At 56.0% G+C, this 16,296-nt stretch carries 15 protein-coding genes; 7 read left to right on the top strand and 8 right to left on the bottom strand.

The window, feature by feature from the left end; genetic code table 11:
• Positions 1-68 precede the first annotated feature (68 nt).
• Positions 69-611, bottom strand: a complete 543-nt coding sequence (locus H8K27_RS10050; protein WP_186863027.1) for a CNP1-like family protein — start codon at positions 609-611, stop codon at positions 69-71.
• Positions 612-614: 3 nt separating this feature from the next.
• Entirely contained in the window at positions 615-1,181 is a 567-nt protein-coding gene (locus H8K27_RS10045; RefSeq protein WP_186863026.1) for an RNA pyrophosphohydrolase, read from the bottom strand.
• A 225-nt stretch (positions 1,182-1,406) separates the two neighbouring features.
• Here H8K27_RS10045 and H8K27_RS10040 point away from each other — a divergent pair, with 225 nt between their 5' ends.
• Together H8K27_RS10040 and H8K27_RS10035 are read left to right on the top strand one after the other, a co-directional pair.
• A complete protein-coding gene (locus H8K27_RS10040) occupies positions 1,407-3,137 on the top strand; it encodes a proline--tRNA ligase (protein WP_186863025.1) in 1,731 nt (576 codons plus the stop codon).
• A 102-nt stretch (positions 3,138-3,239) separates the two neighbouring features.
• Positions 3,240-3,863 carry a lytic transglycosylase domain-containing protein gene (locus tag H8K27_RS10035; RefSeq protein ID WP_408058432.1) on the top strand — a complete coding sequence of 208 codons (624 nt, stop codon included), beginning with the start codon at positions 3,240-3,242 and terminating at the stop codon, positions 3,861-3,863.
• A gap of 144 nt (positions 3,864-4,007) precedes the next feature.
• Here H8K27_RS10035 and H8K27_RS10030 read toward each other — a convergent pair whose 3' ends face one another.
• Both H8K27_RS10030 and ffh read right to left on the bottom strand, forming a co-directional pair.
• Positions 4,008-4,337: an SWIB/MDM2 domain-containing protein gene (locus H8K27_RS10030; protein WP_176802828.1), complete on the bottom strand. Its 330-nt coding sequence runs from the start codon at positions 4,335-4,337 to the stop codon at positions 4,008-4,010.
• 241 nt (positions 4,338-4,578) lie between these two features.
• Positions 4,579-5,946, bottom strand: a complete 1,368-nt coding sequence (ffh, locus tag H8K27_RS10025; protein WP_186863024.1) for a signal recognition particle protein — start codon at positions 5,944-5,946, stop codon at positions 4,579-4,581.
• A gap of 301 nt (positions 5,947-6,247) precedes the next feature.
• Here ffh and H8K27_RS10020 point away from each other — a divergent pair, with 301 nt between their 5' ends.
• The 5 genes from H8K27_RS10020 to H8K27_RS10000 all read left to right on the top strand — a co-directional run bounded on the left by H8K27_RS10020 (position 6,248) and on the right by H8K27_RS10000 (position 10,885).
• A complete protein-coding gene (locus H8K27_RS10020) occupies positions 6,248-7,393 on the top strand; it encodes an ABC transporter substrate-binding protein (protein ID WP_230419149.1) in 1,146 nt (381 codons plus the stop codon).
• Between the two features lie 178 nt (positions 7,394-7,571).
• Positions 7,572-8,531 (top strand): ABC transporter substrate-binding protein, encoded by a 960-nt coding sequence (locus H8K27_RS10015; RefSeq protein WP_230419195.1) that lies wholly within the window; start codon positions 7,572-7,574, stop codon positions 8,529-8,531.
• Positions 8,532-8,655: 124 nt separating this feature from the next.
• On the top strand, positions 8,656-9,474 hold the full coding sequence (locus tag H8K27_RS10010) for an ABC transporter permease (RefSeq protein WP_186863022.1): 819 nt from the start codon (positions 8,656-8,658) through the stop codon (positions 9,472-9,474).
• Complete coding sequence (locus H8K27_RS10005; protein WP_186863021.1) at positions 9,475-10,272, top strand: ABC transporter ATP-binding protein; 798 nt, start codon at positions 9,475-9,477, stop codon at positions 10,270-10,272.
• Positions 10,273-10,453: 181 nt separating this feature from the next.
• A complete protein-coding gene (locus H8K27_RS10000; RefSeq protein WP_186863020.1) occupies positions 10,454-10,885 on the top strand; it encodes a flagellar protein FlaG in 432 nt (143 codons plus the stop codon).
• 62 nt (positions 10,886-10,947) lie between these two features.
• On the opposite strand, the gene H8K27_RS09995 is transcribed toward H8K27_RS10000, so the two are convergent.
• From H8K27_RS09995 to H8K27_RS09980, 4 genes are all read right to left on the bottom strand, one after another.
• The gene (locus H8K27_RS09995) at positions 10,948-12,435 is read right to left on the bottom strand and encodes a hypothetical protein (RefSeq protein WP_186863019.1); all 1,488 of its coding nucleotides are present in this window, start codon (positions 12,433-12,435) and stop codon (positions 10,948-10,950) included.
• Positions 12,432-13,679 (bottom strand): ATP-grasp domain-containing protein, encoded by a 1,248-nt coding sequence (locus H8K27_RS09990; protein ID WP_186863018.1) that lies wholly within the window; start codon positions 13,677-13,679, stop codon positions 12,432-12,434. Before H8K27_RS09990 ends, H8K27_RS09995 begins: the two co-directional genes overlap by 4 nt.
• Before the next feature lie 29 nt (positions 13,680-13,708).
• A complete protein-coding gene (locus H8K27_RS09985; protein ID WP_186863017.1) occupies positions 13,709-15,175 on the bottom strand; it encodes a pyridoxal phosphate-dependent decarboxylase family protein in 1,467 nt (488 codons plus the stop codon).
• Between the two features lie 129 nt (positions 15,176-15,304).
• Positions 15,305-16,093: a type IV pili methyl-accepting chemotaxis transducer N-terminal domain-containing protein gene (locus H8K27_RS09980; RefSeq protein WP_186863016.1), complete on the bottom strand. Its 789-nt coding sequence runs from the start codon at positions 16,091-16,093 to the stop codon at positions 15,305-15,307.
• Positions 16,094-16,296: the final 203 nt, after the last annotated feature.

Genomic DNA, 16,296 nt, shown 5'->3' with positions numbered 1-16,296 from the left:
AACAGTATGAAAAAAGGACGCTGCGGCGTCCTTTTTTATGGGCAGCTTGTCAGTGTGACTGTGATGGGTCAGCGGCTGTAGGGAACCCGCTTCCCTTGCAGGCGATCCAGCAGTTCCGGTGCTTTTCCGGCAAGCGTGGTGCCATCGCAGAAATACTCAGTAAACAGCACATGGTGCTGTTTATTGGCACCGGTGTTGGAGATGCGATCCCAGACCTGGCGGCGGGAAGCAGACCAGGTGCCATCTGTCCGTCCGAACGCATACAGTTTTTTCTCATATGTTTCGCAGCGGATCGCTTCGTAACTGGTGTTTTTCACTCCGCTGCTGCTGGTTGCAATCAGTGTGTAGCGTACGGTGCCGTCTTTTGCGACGGACAGCGAAAGACGGTCTACCGCAAAAGACTGGCTGCCGCTGTTGTAAAACGTGATCAGATTCTCAGCAGTCGGTGCGGCCGGTAACTGCAGCGCAGTTTCCAGCCATTCCTTGCTGGCTTCATCGTCTTCCGGCGGCTTTGTCTGCTGGCCGGCTGCCGACGTCAAAGGCAGGTGCAGCAGCATCAGCAGGGGGATGGCGGCAAGAGCGCGGATACGGCGAATTATCAGGTCTGGCATAGTTTATTCCGATTTTTCCTGTTCAGTGTCGGTGGACAGCGCAGGAGATGGTTTCTGGTTTTGCCTGTTGCGTTGCCGGTGCGTCGCAGGATGGTCGTTGCGGTGGATATAACGCGACAGTTCCTGCAGGGCGAGCTGGTACACATCGCGCTTGAATTCAATCACGACATCCAGCGGCACCCAGTATTCATGCCAGCGCCAGGCATCAAATTCAGGATGATTCGATGCCCGCAGATTGACATCGCAATCCCTGCCTATCATGCGCAGCAGAAACCAGATTTGCTTTTGTCCACGGTAATGTCCGCGGATTTCGCGTTTGATAAAATGATCCGGTACTTCATAGCGTAACCAGTCACGGGTGCGGCCGATAATTTTGACATGCTCCGGCAGCAGTCCTGTTTCTTCTTCCAGTTCACGAAACATCGCCTGCTCAGGAGATTCGCCATATTTGATCCCGCCTTGTGGGAATTGCCAGGAGTGCTCGCGCACACGCTTGCCCCACCAGACCTGATTGTTGGCATTCAGCAAAATTATGCCGACGTTAGGGCGGAAGCCTTCACGATCTAGCATGTTTAACCTCAAAACTTTCTGTGGCTAAACGGCTTATCCTGCAATTGAAAAGCAATTGAATGCGTTGGTTACGTCAAAAATATGCCGATCCGGGAACGGGCAGCATCAAGTCTGGCGAACAAAACGCGGTTTCCTTCATCAAATATGCAAAGAGTGGGCGCATTAGCCAGCTAATCCTTTAAAATTGAGTTGATTATAACCTTCCATTTAAAAAGAATCACTGTCATGCGAGCTACCCGATTTTTTATTTCCACACTGAAAGAAGCCCCTGCCGATGCAGAGATCGTCAGCCACAAACTGATGATGCGTGCCGGGATGATCAAACGCCTCGGTTCCGGCATTTATAACTACATGCCGATGGGCTTGCGCATCATCCGTAAAGTGGAAAATATTATCCGGGAAGAAATGAACCGGGCCGGTGCCATAGAGATGCTGATGCCGGTCGTGCAGCCAGCCGAACTGTGGCAGGAAACCGGCCGCTGGGACAAGATGGGACCGGAGCTGATGCGCGTCAAAGACCGCCACGGACGTGATTACATTATCCAGCCGACTTCCGAAGAGGCGATCACCGACGTGGTGCGTTCGGAAATCCGTTCTTACCGTCAGCTGCCGATTAATTTTTACCATATCCAGACCAAATTCCGTGATGAGCGCCGTCCGCGTTTCGGCCTGATGCGTGGCCGTGAATTCACGATGAAAGATGCGTACTCGTTTGACCGCAATGCGGAAGGCCTGAAGCAGTCGTACCAGATCATGTACGACGCTTATACCCGCATTTTCCAGCGTTTCGGCCTGCAATTCCGCGCTGTTGCTGCCGATAACGGCGCGATTGGCGGCTCCGGTTCGCACGAGTTCCACGTGATTGCCGAAACCGGCGAAGACGCGCTGGTGTATTGCCCGACTTCCGATTACGCTGCCAACATGGAAGCTGCCGAAGCGGTCGCCTTGTCTGCGACACGTCCTGCTGCCAGCGCGGCGTTGACCAAGACCGCGACACCGGGCAAAGCCAAGTGTGAAGATGTGGCGGAGCTGCTTGCGATTCCTTTGCAGAACACCGTGAAATCCATCGTTCTGACCGTGGAAGGCGAAAAAGAAGAAGACAAGCAGGTCTGGCTGCTGCTGCTGCGCGGCGATCATGAGCTGAATGAAGTGAAAACCAGTAAGGTCGCGGGCCTTGCGAACTACCGTTTTGCGACTGAATCCGAAATCGTGGAATGGTTCGGTACCAAACCGGGTTACCTGGGACCGATCAATACCCGCAAACCAGTGAACGTGGTTGCGGATCGCACCGTGGCGAATATGGCGGATTTTGTCTGCGGCGCGAATGAAGCCGATTTCCATTTTACCGGCGCCAACTGGGGACGTGATTTGCCGGAACCGGTGGTTGCCGATCTGCGCAACGTCGTCGACGGCGACCCTTCGCCGGACGGCAAGGGTGTGCTGGCAATTCAGCGCGGTATCGAAGTCGGTCACGTTTTCCAGCTCGGCACCCGTTATTCGGAAGACATGAAGGCGACTTTCCTCGATGAAAACGGTAAGCCGCAGTTGTTGCAAATGGGTTGCTACGGTATCGGCGTGACCCGGATTCTGGGCGCGGCGATTGAGCAGAATTTCGACGACAAAGGCATTATCTGGCCGACTGCGATTGCCCCGTTTGAAGTCGTGATCTGTCCGATGGGTATGGATCGCAGCGAAGCCGTCAAAGCGGAGACCGAAAAGCTGTATCAGGCCATGCTGGACGCCGGTATCGACGTGATCCTGGATGATCGTGGCGAACGTCCAGGCGCCATGTTTGCAGACTGGGAGCTGATTGGCGTGCCGCACCGGGTCGTCATCGGTGACCGTGGTCTGAAGGAAGGTCAGCTGGAATATGTCGGACGCCGCGACGCTGCGGCAACCAATATTCCGGTTGCCGGGATGCTGGCTTTCGTTCAGGGCAAGCTTGCTGGTGCTTAAAATACTGGGGGGAGTATCTAAAACGAGCCTTTGTTTACAATGACAAACGCTCGGAAATTACAGATACTCCCCCGATTTCACGTTTTTTTGTCATCGGAAAGCATGTTCAGTTTGTTTGCTGTAGTTCGCCGTCTGTTGTGGCTGATGCTGCTGTTTCCGGCATGTGCGGTCTATGCCGGTAATCAGCAGGAAGAGGCGATGGCCGATTCGGTCCGGCTGGCGCTGTCAAGAGCCATTGCTGACCCGCGTCCTCCGAAGCCCGATTTCAGCCATATCGAAGACCGTATTCGTTATTTGCACTGGCTGGGTGAAATGTCGTCCCGGCTGGCAAAACGGATACCCGATTATCAGACCCGTATCGAACTGCTGGAAACCATCTGGTACGAATCAAAACGTGCCGGTCTGGATACGGCAATGGTGATGGGGTTAATGCAGGTGGAATCCGGTTTCCGCAAATACGCCACTTCCACCGCCGGAGCCCGTGGTTACATGCAGGTGATGCCATTCTGGTCGCGTGCGATCGGGGATGGCGATGCGACCAAGCTGTTCCAGATGCAGACCAATCTGCGCTATGGCTGCTCTATTCTGCGCTTGTATCTCGATATGGAAAAGGGTGACCTGTTTCTCGCACTGGGCCGTTACAACGGCAGTCGTGGCAGGCCAGAATATCCGAACGCGGTGCTGGCCAACTGGAAAAACTGGGAATATAAAAACCGTAACGGCTGATACGGTTTCAGCATCCGGCAAAGCCTGAATATTTCAGCTGACTCCGGAAACAAAAATGCCCGCGCGATGCGGGCATTTTTGTTTGGGATGGGGCAGACTTCCCATGAAGTTTCCCAAAGCAACTGGCGCTGACTGCGCCTGAAATCAGGACAGATGGCCGGAGATCAGTTTGGTCATTTCAAACATAGAAACCTGCTTCTTGCCACCGAAAACGGCTTTCAGCTTGTCGTCTGCGTTGATGTTGCGCTTGTTTTCTGCGTCTTGCAGATTGTGCTTCTTGATGTATTCCCAGACTTTTTTGGTCACTTCAGTACGCGGCATCGGCGCTGCGCCAATGACTGCTGCCAGTGTTGGGGAAATTGTCATCGGCTTCATGAATGCGGCATTTGGCTTGCGCGCTGCCGGTTTTTCTGCCGCTGGTTTCTTGGCCGCTGCGGCTGGTTTTGCTGCTGTTTTCTTCGTTGCTGTTGCCATACATAGCCTCCTTCACAAATTTCATCGACGGAACGCAGGCGTGTTGCCAGGTTCCCGCATTGCGTTACTTCACGCTTCGCTCATAGTGGTGCGGTTTTTCCGGTGATGCAAGTGTTTTTTTGGAATTTTTTAAGAAATCCGGCAGAAATTCCCGCTTCGTTGGATTTCTATCTAAAAAAATGGCTGGCACCGGGTATTTATCCTCTGTGCCAGCCCATTGCTGCGCCTGCGTAATCCGTGATCAGCGCTTACCGGGCATCATGCCTTTCATGCCGCGCAGCATTTTCATCATGCCGCCGCCACGCAGTTTTTTCATCATGGATTGCATCTGTTCAAACTGCGCCAGCATGCGGTTGACTTCCTGAATCTGCACGCCGGCACCGGCGGCAATCCGGCGTTTGCGGGATGCCTTGATCAGTTCCGGCTTGGCGCGTTCCAACGGCGTCATGGAGTTGATGATGCCTTCCATGCGCCGCACGGATTTTTCGGCCTGATCCATATTGGCGCCCGCTGCGGCCTGTTGCATCTGGGCCGGCAGCTTGTCCATGAGCCCGGCCAGACCGCCCATGTTTTTCATCTGGGAAATCTGCATCTTGAAATCGTTCATATCGAACTTGCCGCCGTCCTTGAGCTTGTGCGCCAGATTCTGCGCCGCTTCGACGTCCATGCTTTTCTGGGCGGATTCCACCAGCGCCAGGATGTCGCCCATGCCCAGCACCCGGTTCGCCATGCGTGTGGCATCAAAGGCTTCCAGTCCGTCGAGTTTTTCTGCGACACCGACAAATTTGATCGGTTTGCCGGTGATGTGGCGCACCGACAGGGCGGCACCGCCGCGCGCGTCACCGTCAAGCTTGGTCAGCACGACGCCGGTCAGTGGCAAGGCATCGTTAAAAGCCTTGGCGGTGTTGACCGCATCCTGACCGAGCATCGCATCGACCACAAACAGGGTTTCGATTGGACGGACCGCAGCGTGCACCGCAGCGATCTCCTGCATCATCGCCTCATCGATGCCCAGGCGGCCAGCGGTATCGATCAGCAGGACATCATGGAAATGCTTTTTGGCGTAGTCCAGCGCTGCCAGGGCAATATCCACTGGCTTCTGATCCGGCGTGGAAGGGAAAAAATCGGCGCCAACCTGTTCCGTGACCGTTTGCAACTGCGTGATCGCAGCGGGCCGATAGACGTCGGCTGAAACCGTCAGGACTTTTTTCTTTTTCTGCTCGCGCAGGTATTTCGCCAGCTTGCCGACGGTCGTGGTTTTACCGGCACCCTGCAAACCTGCCATCAGGATGATAGCAGGCGGCTGGCAGGCAAAACTGAGCTGTGCCGCTTCGTCCCCCAGATCGGCGCCCATCAGCACGGCCAGCTCTTTTTGTACCACGCCGACCAGCGCCTGACCCGGTGTCAGCGAAGCAAGCACTTCTTCGCCCATCGCTTTTTCCTTCACGCGGGCAATCAGGTCGCGGACGGCAGGCAGGGCGACGTCGGCTTCCAGCAGGGCCATGCGGACTTCGCGCAGCATGTCGGCCGTGTTGGATTCCGTCAGGCGGGCTTCGCCACGCATGGTTTTGACGACTTTGGCGAGGCGTTGGGTGAGATTATCGAGCATAGCGGATCAGTAAAATCTTTGAGGTAAATGCAATTTCATCCTGCGCACAGACTGGCGGAATGCCGTCGTGTGCCAGGCAACCCTGCATTTTAACCGATTGGCGCCGGATGCCAGCCAAAATCCTGACGCTGTGTGGCCGATACAGCCATACTGCCAGCGGCCTTGCAACCACACTGCACCGGGACAGGCTAAGTAGTATCCCCAGTGTTCTGATTGGCAGATCGGCGATATACAGTGTAGCCAGAAAAAGACTGCCGCATCCGGCGATGCAGCAGCATAAAATCGCTATTCAGGAGACTTCATGAATTTGTTCGGATTGCGGCGGCGCTGGTTCGCCGGCCTGCTGATCGGTGCCATGTTTTCCCCTTTGTCCGCCAGCGCGGAAGAGGGCGTGACAGAGACCAGCCTGTTACTGGGACAGACGGTCGGCGTGACTGGTCAGATTGCCGGTCCGGTCAGGGAAATGATGGCGGGCGCCAATGCGTATTTTGCGAAAATCAATGCTGCTGGCGGTATCTACGGACGCAAAATCGATGTCCGCACGCTGGATGATCAGTTCGATCCGGCGCTGACGGCGAAAAATGCCGACAAACTGATCCGGCAGGAGCATGTCTTTGCACTGTTTCAGAGCCGTGGCACGCCGCACACCCAGATGCTGCTGCCCTTGCTGGCCGAACACAAAATTCCCCTGATTGCCCCCAGCACCGGTGCAGCCGTATTTCACCGTCCCGTGAATCATTATGTGTTCAATGTGCGCGCCACTTATCAGGCTGAAGTCAGGAAAGCGGTCGAGCAGTTTTCCACGATCGGCCTGAAAGAGATTGCGATTCTGCATGTGGATGACAGCTTCGGGCAGGACGGACTGGAAGGATTCCGCGCCGCGATGGAGATGAAAGGCTTAAAGCCGTCTGCCATCGTCAGTTATGACCGCACCAAGCCGGATGTCCGGGCAGCGGTACAGGCCGTGCAGGCCTCACAGGCAAAAGCACTGATTCTGGTCGCCTCTGCCGGCCCGGCCGCCGAGCTGATCAAAGGCTTGCGCGCTGCGGGCAGCGGCGTGCAGATCATGACCTTGTCCAACAATGCCTCACAATCATTTATTGACAGTCTTGGCAAGGACGCGGCCGGCATCATGGTGTCGCAGATCATGCCTGCGCCGCATTTGCTGTCCACGGTTCTGGGGCAGGAATTCAAGCAGCTCGCAAAAGAATATAAAGTGCCCGAGTCCTACGCCGCCATGGAAGGTTTCGTGTCTGCCAAAGTCATGGTTGAAGGTTTGCGCCGCGCCGGAAAAAATCTGACCAGAGAAGGATTGATCCGGGCGCTGGAGGGCGTGAAGCGGCATGATTTTGGCGGGCTGATGGTCGATTACAGCGAAAAAGATCACAGCGGCAGCGAGTTTGTCGAACTGACCCTGATCGGCCGCGACAAGCACTTCATTCGCTGATACGCTGACGGGGATGAAAAATCCGCCTAAAATCACAGGCTTGCAACAGCAAGGCAACCGCCAAGACAGAGCCGGCTGACCACGCTATTTCCTGCGGCATCCTCGCCGTCGCAGCATAGAAATTTATAAGGAGACAGATCGTATGTTGAAAAAAGCATCCATTCAAAAAACAGCCCTGATGCTCGGCATGATATCGGCTACCCTGCTGGGTGTGGCAGCCAGCGCGCACGCACAGGAAGTCGTGCGTCTCGGAAATCTGAAATTTGCTCACTACGGAGCCGTTTCCTACATCAAGGAAATTGCGCCGAAATGCGGTATCAAAGTGGAGGAGCGCGTGTTTGCCAAAGGGCTCGACGCCATGCAGGCAGTGATTGCCGGGGAACTCGATGTCGGTGCGGTATCTTCAGAAGCCGTGATTTCTGCGCGTGCCAGCGGCACGCCGATTTATCTGGTGGCTGGTTTCGCCAAAGGCGGTGCGCGTCTGGTCGGCCGGGCTGACCTCGGTATCAAATCGGTCAAAGACCTGAAAGGGAAAAAAGTCGGTGTGACCCGGGGCGGCATCCAGGATATTCTGCTGGCGGCAGAGCTGGCACAAAATGGCCTGACGTATTCCGATCAGCCGGGCAAAGATGTGCAGATCATTTACCTCGGCTTTCCCGATCTGAATCAGGCGCTGCTCGGCAAAAATCTGGATGCCATCATGCAATCTGAACCGTATTCTTCGCAGGCGATCAACAAAGGTTTTGGCAAGGAAATCATCAAGCCTTACGATACGCCGATCGGTGAGCCGGTGCGCACCATGGTGATGACGGAAAAATTCTATAAAGAGCATCGGCCGACGGCTGAAAAATTCATGCGCTGCTTCGTTGAAGCTACCAAAACCTTTATCGACAACAAAGAGCTGGCCGAAAAATATGTGCGTGAAAATATGTTCAAAGGCCAGGTCAGCCATGAAGATTTTGTGAATGCGATTGAGAATTCGCCTTACTCTTACGATGTCACTGCCGAGCACATCCAGATCACGACGGATCTGATGCAGAAATACGGTATCGGCAAAATGACAAAGCCGCCGGTGGCGAAAGACTGGGTGAAAACCGACTTGCTGGAACAGGCGAAGAAAAACCTGAATATCCGCTAAGTCAGATCGGCAGACAAGTCGCCAGTCAAAGCCCGTCAACACCGGCCAACACTGACTCATATTCGCAGGCTGCAAGGCGCATGCCGCCAGCCTGCATTTTTTTCCGGTACTGTGAGGATGACACATGAAACTGAAATGGCGTGAAATGGGCGCGGGGCTGATTGTGCCCGTGATCCTGATCGCAATCTGGCAACTGGTGACCAGCAACGAATGGGTCAATCCGCAGGTGTTGCCGTCCCCGCTGGCGGTGGTCAGGAAATGGGTGGAGTACGCTTTGCCGCAGGAAGCCTATGACCCTGCCAGCATGAGCCGCCTGTCGTGGATGTTTTCCGGCGAACTGGTGCGCGATACGATCGGCAGTATGTACCGGGTGCTGGTCGGCTTTGTTGTCGGCACCGTTCTGGCATTGCCGCTGGGGCTGGCGATGGGCTCCAGCCAGCGGGTGTATGCCTGGCTCAATCCACTGGTCCAGGTGTTGCGTCCGATTCCGCCTATTGCGTATATTCCGTTGTCCATTCTCTGGTTCGGGCTGGGTAATCCGCCAGCGATATTCCTGATTTCGATCGGCGCTTTTTTTCCGGTGCTGATGAACACGATTGCCGGTGTGCGCCATGTTGACGGTATCTATATCCGCGCTGCACGCAATCTGGGGGCAGGGCAGGGAACGCTGTTCCTGCGCGTGATGCTGCCTGCTGCGGTACCGTATATCTTATCCGGCGTCAGGATAGGAATCGGCACTGCATTCATCGTGGTGATCGTTTCGGAAATGATTGCCGTGAATAATGGATTGGGATTCCGTATCCTGGAGGCGCGCGAATATTTTTGGTCTGACAAAATCATTGCCGGGATGATCAGTATCGGCCTGCTGGGTCTGGCAATTGACCTCGCCATGAATAAACTGAATAACTACCTGCTGCGCTGGCATCGCGGACTGGAGAATTAAATGAGCACGGCACATATCCGCATCAATGCGGTCAATAAAATTTTTCAGACCGGCGATAAAGAAGTGGTAGCGCTGCGGGATATTCAGCTGGAGATTCCGCAGGGACAGTTCGTCTGCCTGCTGGGACCATCCGGCTGCGGCAAATCCACCTTGTTAAATGCGATTGCCGGATTTTCTTTGCCGACTTCGGGCGAGATCATGGCGAATGCGCAGCGGGTGACCGAGCCGGGGCCGGATCGCGGCATGGTGTTTCAGGAATATGCCCTGTTTCCGTGGATGACGGTGGAGCAGAATATTGCTTTCGGTATGGAAATCAAAGGGCTGGAGCACCCCAGTATCGAACGCCGCTGCACCGAGTTGCTGGACATGCTGGGGCTGAAGGATTTCCGGCAGCGCTTTCCGAAAGACCTGTCGGGCGGCATGCGGCAGCGGGTGGCAATTGCGCGCGTGCTGGCGCTGGATTCGCCGATTATGCTGATGGATGAACCCTTCGGCGCGTTAGATGCCCTGACCCGGCGCAATTTGCAGGACGAATTGCTGCGCATCTGGGCAGAACTGAAAAAAACCATCATCTTCGTCACGCATAGTATTGAAGAAGCGATTTATCTGGCTGACCGCATCATCGTGATGACTTACCGTCCCGGGACAATCAAAAAAGATTTACTGATCGATCTGCCGCGTTTGCGCGATCCGGCAGCACCCGAGTTCAATGCGCTCAAGCGTGAACTGGGACAACTGGTGATGGAGGAGCAGCAACGTCATCATAACGATGAACTGAAAATGGCCGCCGTCGATTAAGTCATGATGCAGATGGCACCGGTGCTGCGAAATGCCGGTCAATTGCCTGTAAAATAGTTAAATATTTTATAATTAGCTTGCATTCATGCGCTAAGCTGATGATTTGCAACAAAAACTGGCGATTGTCCGGCTTAAGTGCTAGGATGAGTCAGGCTCAACAGGCGTTGATGGGAGCGGGGGGATGGACGGCGTAACACTTTCTGTCGGTAATCAGTCTGGTGCTGTGGTGCAAACCTCGGCACAGGCTTACCTTGCGCCCTCTGATGTTGCGCTCTCACCGTTGCCGCCTTCGCCAACGATTGCACAAGCTGTGGCTGCCGCTAAGTCGGTACAGGCAGACAGCGACAATACGACGGCTGCCAGTGTTGCCAGTCAGAGCAGCGACAATCACACTTTGCTGAAAAAATCTGCCGAACAGCTGAATCAGAATGTGCAGCCGCATTTTGGCAGCCTGCAGTTCAGCGTTGACAGCGGCTCAGGCAAGATGATGTTGCTGGTGATTGATAAAGAAACCAATAATCTGCTGCTGCAGATTCCTTCCAAAGAAGCCCTGATTTTGTCGGAAACAATCGGCAGCGGCGGCAGTGGTCATCTCATCAGGGAATCCGCCTGAGCGGATTGCCGTTGTCGTTTACCGGACAGGTAAAACTTTTCTGAAATACAAATTTCAAGCCGTTATGTGCTGGGTGGCTGCATTGCATCAATCAGTACCGCCAGCTGATCGAGTGCCGCCAGGGCGCCGTCGGTCAGTTGCTGCGCCACCGGTTTCTGGTGCGCTGCGCTCAGCATGGCGGCGCTGACGCACAGGCGCAAAGCGCTGACCGGTATGCCGTCGCGCAGCCCGCACAGCACGGGCTGCCCCAACTGATACCGGTGTGAAGCCGATGGCTGTTGCAATGCCAGATACATCTGCATCGTTTGTTCCCTGTTCAGCACCTGTCTGTTGCCGGCAGAAACGGGGCGGTATAACAGGAATGAAAAGATGCTCTGTTCTGCATCCCAGCTGTCGCTGGCGTGCAGCGCACTGCGGTCCAGCGCCGGATTGGGCAACACGCTGAAGTGCGGATCGCTGCGGAGCCTGGCAAGCACTGCCTGTTTGAAATCGGATAAAAAATTACGGATATGCTGTTCATCGAGCCGGACAAAGTCGCGCAATTCTGCAAGTGCCGCTTCCCAGCGCAGCAGCAGACCGAAATTGGCCTGTTGCGGCAGACTTTGCGCCGCCGCAAAACTGGCCGGCCAGTCGCCAGCCACTGAATAAGCCTGCGCACCGGGTGGTAATGGGCGTGACCGCAATGTCGCGGCAATGCCTGCTGGCAGCAGTAATGCACCGCTGAAGGTGGGGCCTGCAAGAAACTTGGAACCGGTCAGCGCGACCATGAAGCCATGTTGCAAATAGGCCTGCAGGCTGCATTGCGCGATCCTGAACTGGCAGGCATCGACCAGTACATGCACCTGTTGCGGCCATTGTTGCTGCAAAGCCTTGAGGCTCGCAATGTCCGGGAAAATCAGCCCGGTTTTGCTGACATCGGTCAGTATGCACAATATCTGCCTGCCCGCTGCAAGTGCAGGTTCTGCTGCTGCAAACAAGGATTCCCGCATCTGCCCGGCAGTCAGCGCCTGCCCTGTTTCGTCGCGCGCTGGCAGCATCTGCAGGCTACCTTGCCAGTTGCTGACGCTGGCCGTGTCCGGGATGCCGCCCCGGCAGGTGGAATCTTTGCTGAAATGCTGGCCGCGCAGTGCTGCCGCCAGCCCGCTTCCGGTTTCAGCCTGATCGATCATCAGCGTCAGCGGCAGTTGCAACAATTGGGCAATCAGCAGATGCATGTCAGTGCCGGAGGCTGCGATCACGGCTTCCACGCCCGAATCCGGAGCGCAGCCGCACAAGGTCAGCAATTCCCCGCGCACCTGATCCATCTGCTGGCGATACACCTCTGCCTCGCTGGCTGTGGCAAGCTGCTGTTCGCAGCGCAGCAGCAGGGCTTCTGCGGCCCGGAATCCTTTTTCCGAAATAGAGGAAGCCGTTGACGAACCCAGTGCAATCACGCCGGTATCCGGTGTTGCCAGACAGCCGTATTTGTTCCGGCCTGTTGCCGGGTCAGGAGTGATCCGCGAATCACCGCCGCTGACCAGCAGTGCTGCACAAGAGGCTAACTGACTCATTCTGCGGACGCAGCAGGTGTGTCAGGAAAATGGCGGGCGTGCTCCAGCAACTGGCGGAATGCTTTGAATACTTTTTCCATTGCCGGCTTTTTGTAGGGATATAAATCCACCGGATCCAGTGCATGCACGATCATGGCATTATCCACTTCAAAGATGAGCAGTTTGCTATCCTGCGTTTCGGCGCAGTCGATACCGAGGTAAGGCAGGCCCATGCGCTGGTCGATCGCCAGAATCGCGGCCTGATGACGCAGGCCGAATTCCTGGTCAAAATGTTCCATGCAGGCAGCTTCTTCGGCACGTTTTTCAGCGCTTTCGCCCATGCCGGCATTCAGGTAATGAATCATCCAGTGCGAGGAAATCGCGTAATGACAGATATACGGCTTGCCCTCAACAACCGCGACCCGGTACTTGCGGTACTGGCCGTCGCTGCCTGAATAATCGACGAAGCGCGAGAGATAAAATTCTGCCGCACCGACTTGCTGCAGATACGGCAGCAAATCCTGCGGCGTATTCATTTTTTCGAGCTGCGTGCCTGCATGGGAACCCAGCGGGCGGATGATGATCGGAAAATCTGCATCGCTCAGCAGGCTGCGAAGCGGGATCTGTCCCTGTGCCAGCTGCTCAACGGTGGCGCGTTCTGCTCTGGCAGTCAGCGGCATATCGACGCCGGGACAATCCTGCAGCACGGCGCAGACGCCATCGCGTGACAGGACTGCAATCCGCTGCGGCAAATTAATCACCGGGCGCGGCCAGTTGGCAGTCATCAGCCCGACCTGGCGCAATAACTCCTGATTGGCATTGGATTCGGCAATCGCCACCAGCATCACGTCGTGTTCCGGCACCATCTCCGGCCACGGTGTATCGAGCGACAGATACAGCAGGCTCAGTTCGACATCGGAATCTTCCAGCAGCAATTCGACCGGAGTATTGGCCATCAGGTCGCCTGGTCCCATGATGACCAGCAGCTTCAGCCCGACCTGTGCTTTGGGGGCGAAGGTGTACAGAGATTGCTGCGCAATCGCCTGCTGCTGCATCGTCATGGCCAGTTCTTTGTGGCCGGCCAGCTGCATGACGGTGACGCAGTCCATCATCGCATTTACGTCGTCGGGATCATCGCCGGCACGTTTCAGCAATGCCGTGGCGAGCGGCTGTAAATCCTGACCTTCAAACACATGCCGCATCATCGGCGCCAGGCCGATCAGCGGAGAAAACGCCTGTGCAGCAACTTCGACTGGAACAGCCATACAGTCTCCTTATAGGTCGGGTTTTTCGGTCAGCGGGAACTCAGTCTGCGGCCGCTGGCAATGACTGCTGCCAGCATGCGTTGAATATCGTCCTCGCTGGTCCTGTGATTGACAATCGCGGCCCGGATGGCAAGGCGGCCGTCGACAATCGTGGTCGACGGTGCGGCGACGCCGGACTCGTGCAGTTCAAACACGATTTCCTGATTCAGCCGGTCGCTTTCATGACCGGTGAGCTGGGCAGATGGCTGGCCGCGATAGCGGAAACAAACGATATTCAGTGCGACCGGCGCCAGCAGTTCAAGTTCAGGATGCGCCTGAACCGCGCTGCAGATCGACTGCGCCAGTTCGCAGGTATGCGAAATCATTTGCCCTAATTTTTCGGTGCCGTAGACCTGCAATGTGAACCAGGTTTTCAATGCGCGGAAGCTGCGCGACAAATCGGGACCGAAGTCGCAGGGCCAGGGCGAGCCGCCTGCGATGCCACGTGCCTCGCGCCGCAGATAGGCAACCGGGGCGGCAAACGCATCCATGTGCTTGCTGCTGTCGCGGACCAGCAAGAAACCGGCATCGTAAGGAACCTGGCCCCATTTGTGAAAATCGAAGGCAATCGAGTCGGCATTTTCTATGCCGCGCAGCAATGGGCGTACCTTGTCCGACATCATGCCCAGCGCGCCGTAAGCGCCGTCAATGTGGAACCACAGCTGTTCCGCTTTTGCCAGCGCAGCCAGTGCATGCAGATCATCGACTGCGCCGACATCGACGGTACCGGCTGTGCCGGCAATGAAGAAGGGATGCAGGCCTGCTGCGCGGTCGGCCGCGATCGCGGCTTTGAGGCTGGCGATATCCATCTGGTGTTGCGCATTGGCCGGAATGCGGCGCAGCGCCTGTTTGCCGAGACCGGACAAATCCATCGCCTGGGCAACGCAGCCGTGGGCTTCGACTGAGGTATAGGCGACGAGCCGGATCTGGTCGCTGCACAGGCCGGTTTGCCGCACGTCCTTGCCCAGCGCTGCGGTGCGGGCGATCAGCACGCTCATCAGATTGGCCATCGAGGTGCCGGTCACGAACACGCCGCTGGCAGTTTCCGGAAATGAGAACAACTCACGCATCCAGCGCACGATTTGCCGCTCGACTTCCACCGGCATCTGATTGCGGCCGCCGACATTGGCATTCAGGCCGGCGGCCAGCATTTCTGCGAGCATGCCGACGGGCGTGCCGCCGCCCTGCACCCAGCCCATGAAGCCGGGATGGCTGTTACCAGCAGAATAGGGAAGCACTTCTTCCATGAAGCGCTGGTGTGCGGCAGCGATACTGATGGCTTCACGCGGCAGGGATTCGCTGTATTTGGCGCGGGTTGCTTCGGGAATGTCCTGCCACACCGGGCGCTGACGGATCTGTTCCAGATAATCGAGCATGTCGTCCATCATGCGATGGCTTTGCTGGCGAAATGCGACCCAGTCGTCCGGGTCCAGAGAGGTGATAGGCGACTTGTTCATCGGCACATCATAAAAAATCAATGTCCGATTATCTCACTTCAAAAACCAACTAAGCAAACTTTCGCTGGTCATGCCGATGGCAGCGCTCATGCAATGCGGGCCTGGCAGGATGCGTGCTGAGAGTCGTGATCAGGCCAGTTGCTGATAAAGGCTGGTGACTTTATCCATCTGCTCGAGGATGCGCTCGCTGCTGGTGGCGACATTCACCGCTGACTGATGCCGGGATTTCGGGTCTTCGGCGTGGTGGAGCGCATGATCAAAAAAGACCCATTGCTGCTGCGCCAGTCCGAGTTCATCCTTGATTTTTGCCGTATTGACGGAAGCGCTGCCGAGCAGATTTTGCGCTGCGATGAATTCCTTGCGGGCGCCATCGAGCAGATTACCGGCATCGGCTGGTGCGATGTCCCATTGCATCGCCATGTACAGCTTGGCCATGCGCTGCGACAGCATCCTTTGCCGTCCGGCCAGGTTGACCCATTTGCCGCTGCTGTTGCCGGCAATTTTTTCCAGCTGCATCGTGCTGTCGTCCGCCAGCCGCATCAGTTTGTCGCTGAGAATGAGGATGTTTTTCCCATCGTTCTTATTCGGCGCTTTGCCGACCAGAAGCTGCTTGTAATCCAGCCACAGTTTTTCTGCTTCCGACAGGCTGGCTTTCGTTTCCGGATTCGGGGCGAAGGTGCGCAATTCAACCAGCTGGCGATCAAACACAGACAGCGACTGATCCAGAATCTTCCGGGCATGTTCGGTATCGACATCCATACCCAGCTGCAGATAGGCCTTCGCCAGCCGCTGTGCCAGCATGCGCTGTCGTCCTGCTTTGTTGATGGCATCGCTGATGTTGGTGACTTGCGCCAGCGCCGGTGCGATCAGGCCGCTGCCTGCAATCAGGCTGCCGATGAGGAAGGTTCTGCGTTTCATGGTGTATCTCCCGGATGATGCTGGTGATGCTAAACGTCGCGGCCGGTCTGGTCTATTCGTCAATGGAACTAGGCCGGATGCAGCGCAGGGAAGATGCTCGCAGAAACGTATGCTTTAAATATACTCCGGGGAGTATGTAAAAAGGCCGTTTATTGATAATGACAACTGAGCTGTTTTTTGAAAAAGACGGGGGAGTATATGTG

This window comes from Cognatundibacterium griseum, from assembly GCF_014284195.1.
Classification (GTDB): Bacteria; Pseudomonadota; Gammaproteobacteria; order Burkholderiales; family Burkholderiaceae_D; genus Undibacterium; species Undibacterium griseum.
The sequence above is the reverse complement of the archived record's forward strand: the minus strand, read 5'-3'. Positions and strand labels throughout refer to the sequence as shown.

Excerpts from the sequence above, each read along its gene's own strand:
- H8K27_RS09980 (WP_186863016.1), bottom strand. The coding sequence starts at position 16,093 with ATGAAACGCAGAACCTTCCTCATCGGCAGCCTGATTGCAGGCAGCGGC.
- H8K27_RS09985 (WP_186863017.1), bottom strand. The coding sequence starts at position 15,175 with ATGAACAAGTCGCCTATCACCTCTCTGGACCCGGACGACTGGGTCGCA.
- H8K27_RS09990 (WP_186863018.1), bottom strand. The coding sequence starts at position 13,679 with ATGGCTGTTCCAGTCGAAGTTGCTGCACAGGCGTTTTCTCCGCTGATC.
- H8K27_RS10000 (WP_186863020.1), top strand. The coding sequence starts at position 10,454 with ATGGACGGCGTAACACTTTCTGTCGGTAATCAGTCTGGTGCTGTGGTG.
- H8K27_RS10020 (WP_230419149.1), top strand. The coding sequence starts at position 6,248 with ATGAATTTGTTCGGATTGCGGCGGCGCTGGTTCGCCGGCCTGCTGATC.
- ffh (WP_186863024.1), bottom strand. The coding sequence starts at position 5,946 with ATGCTCGATAATCTCACCCAACGCCTCGCCAAAGTCGTCAAAACCATG.
- H8K27_RS10035 (WP_408058432.1), top strand. The coding sequence starts at position 3,240 with ATGTTCAGTTTGTTTGCTGTAGTTCGCCGTCTGTTGTGGCTGATGCTG.
- H8K27_RS09995 (WP_186863019.1), bottom strand. The coding sequence starts at position 12,435 with ATGAGTCAGTTAGCCTCTTGTGCAGCACTGCTGGTCAGCGGCGGTGAT.
- H8K27_RS10015 (WP_230419195.1), top strand. The coding sequence starts at position 7,572 with ATGCTCGGCATGATATCGGCTACCCTGCTGGGTGTGGCAGCCAGCGCG.
- H8K27_RS10045 (WP_186863026.1), bottom strand. The coding sequence starts at position 1,181 with ATGCTAGATCGTGAAGGCTTCCGCCCTAACGTCGGCATAATTTTGCTG.
- H8K27_RS10050 (WP_186863027.1), bottom strand. The coding sequence starts at position 611 with ATGCCAGACCTGATAATTCGCCGTATCCGCGCTCTTGCCGCCATCCCC.
- H8K27_RS10010 (WP_186863022.1), top strand. The coding sequence starts at position 8,656 with ATGAAACTGAAATGGCGTGAAATGGGCGCGGGGCTGATTGTGCCCGTG.
- H8K27_RS10005 (WP_186863021.1), top strand. The coding sequence starts at position 9,475 with ATGAGCACGGCACATATCCGCATCAATGCGGTCAATAAAATTTTTCAG.
- H8K27_RS10040 (WP_186863025.1), top strand. The coding sequence starts at position 1,407 with ATGCGAGCTACCCGATTTTTTATTTCCACACTGAAAGAAGCCCCTGCC.
- H8K27_RS10030 (WP_176802828.1), bottom strand. The coding sequence starts at position 4,337 with ATGGCAACAGCAACGAAGAAAACAGCAGCAAAACCAGCCGCAGCGGCC.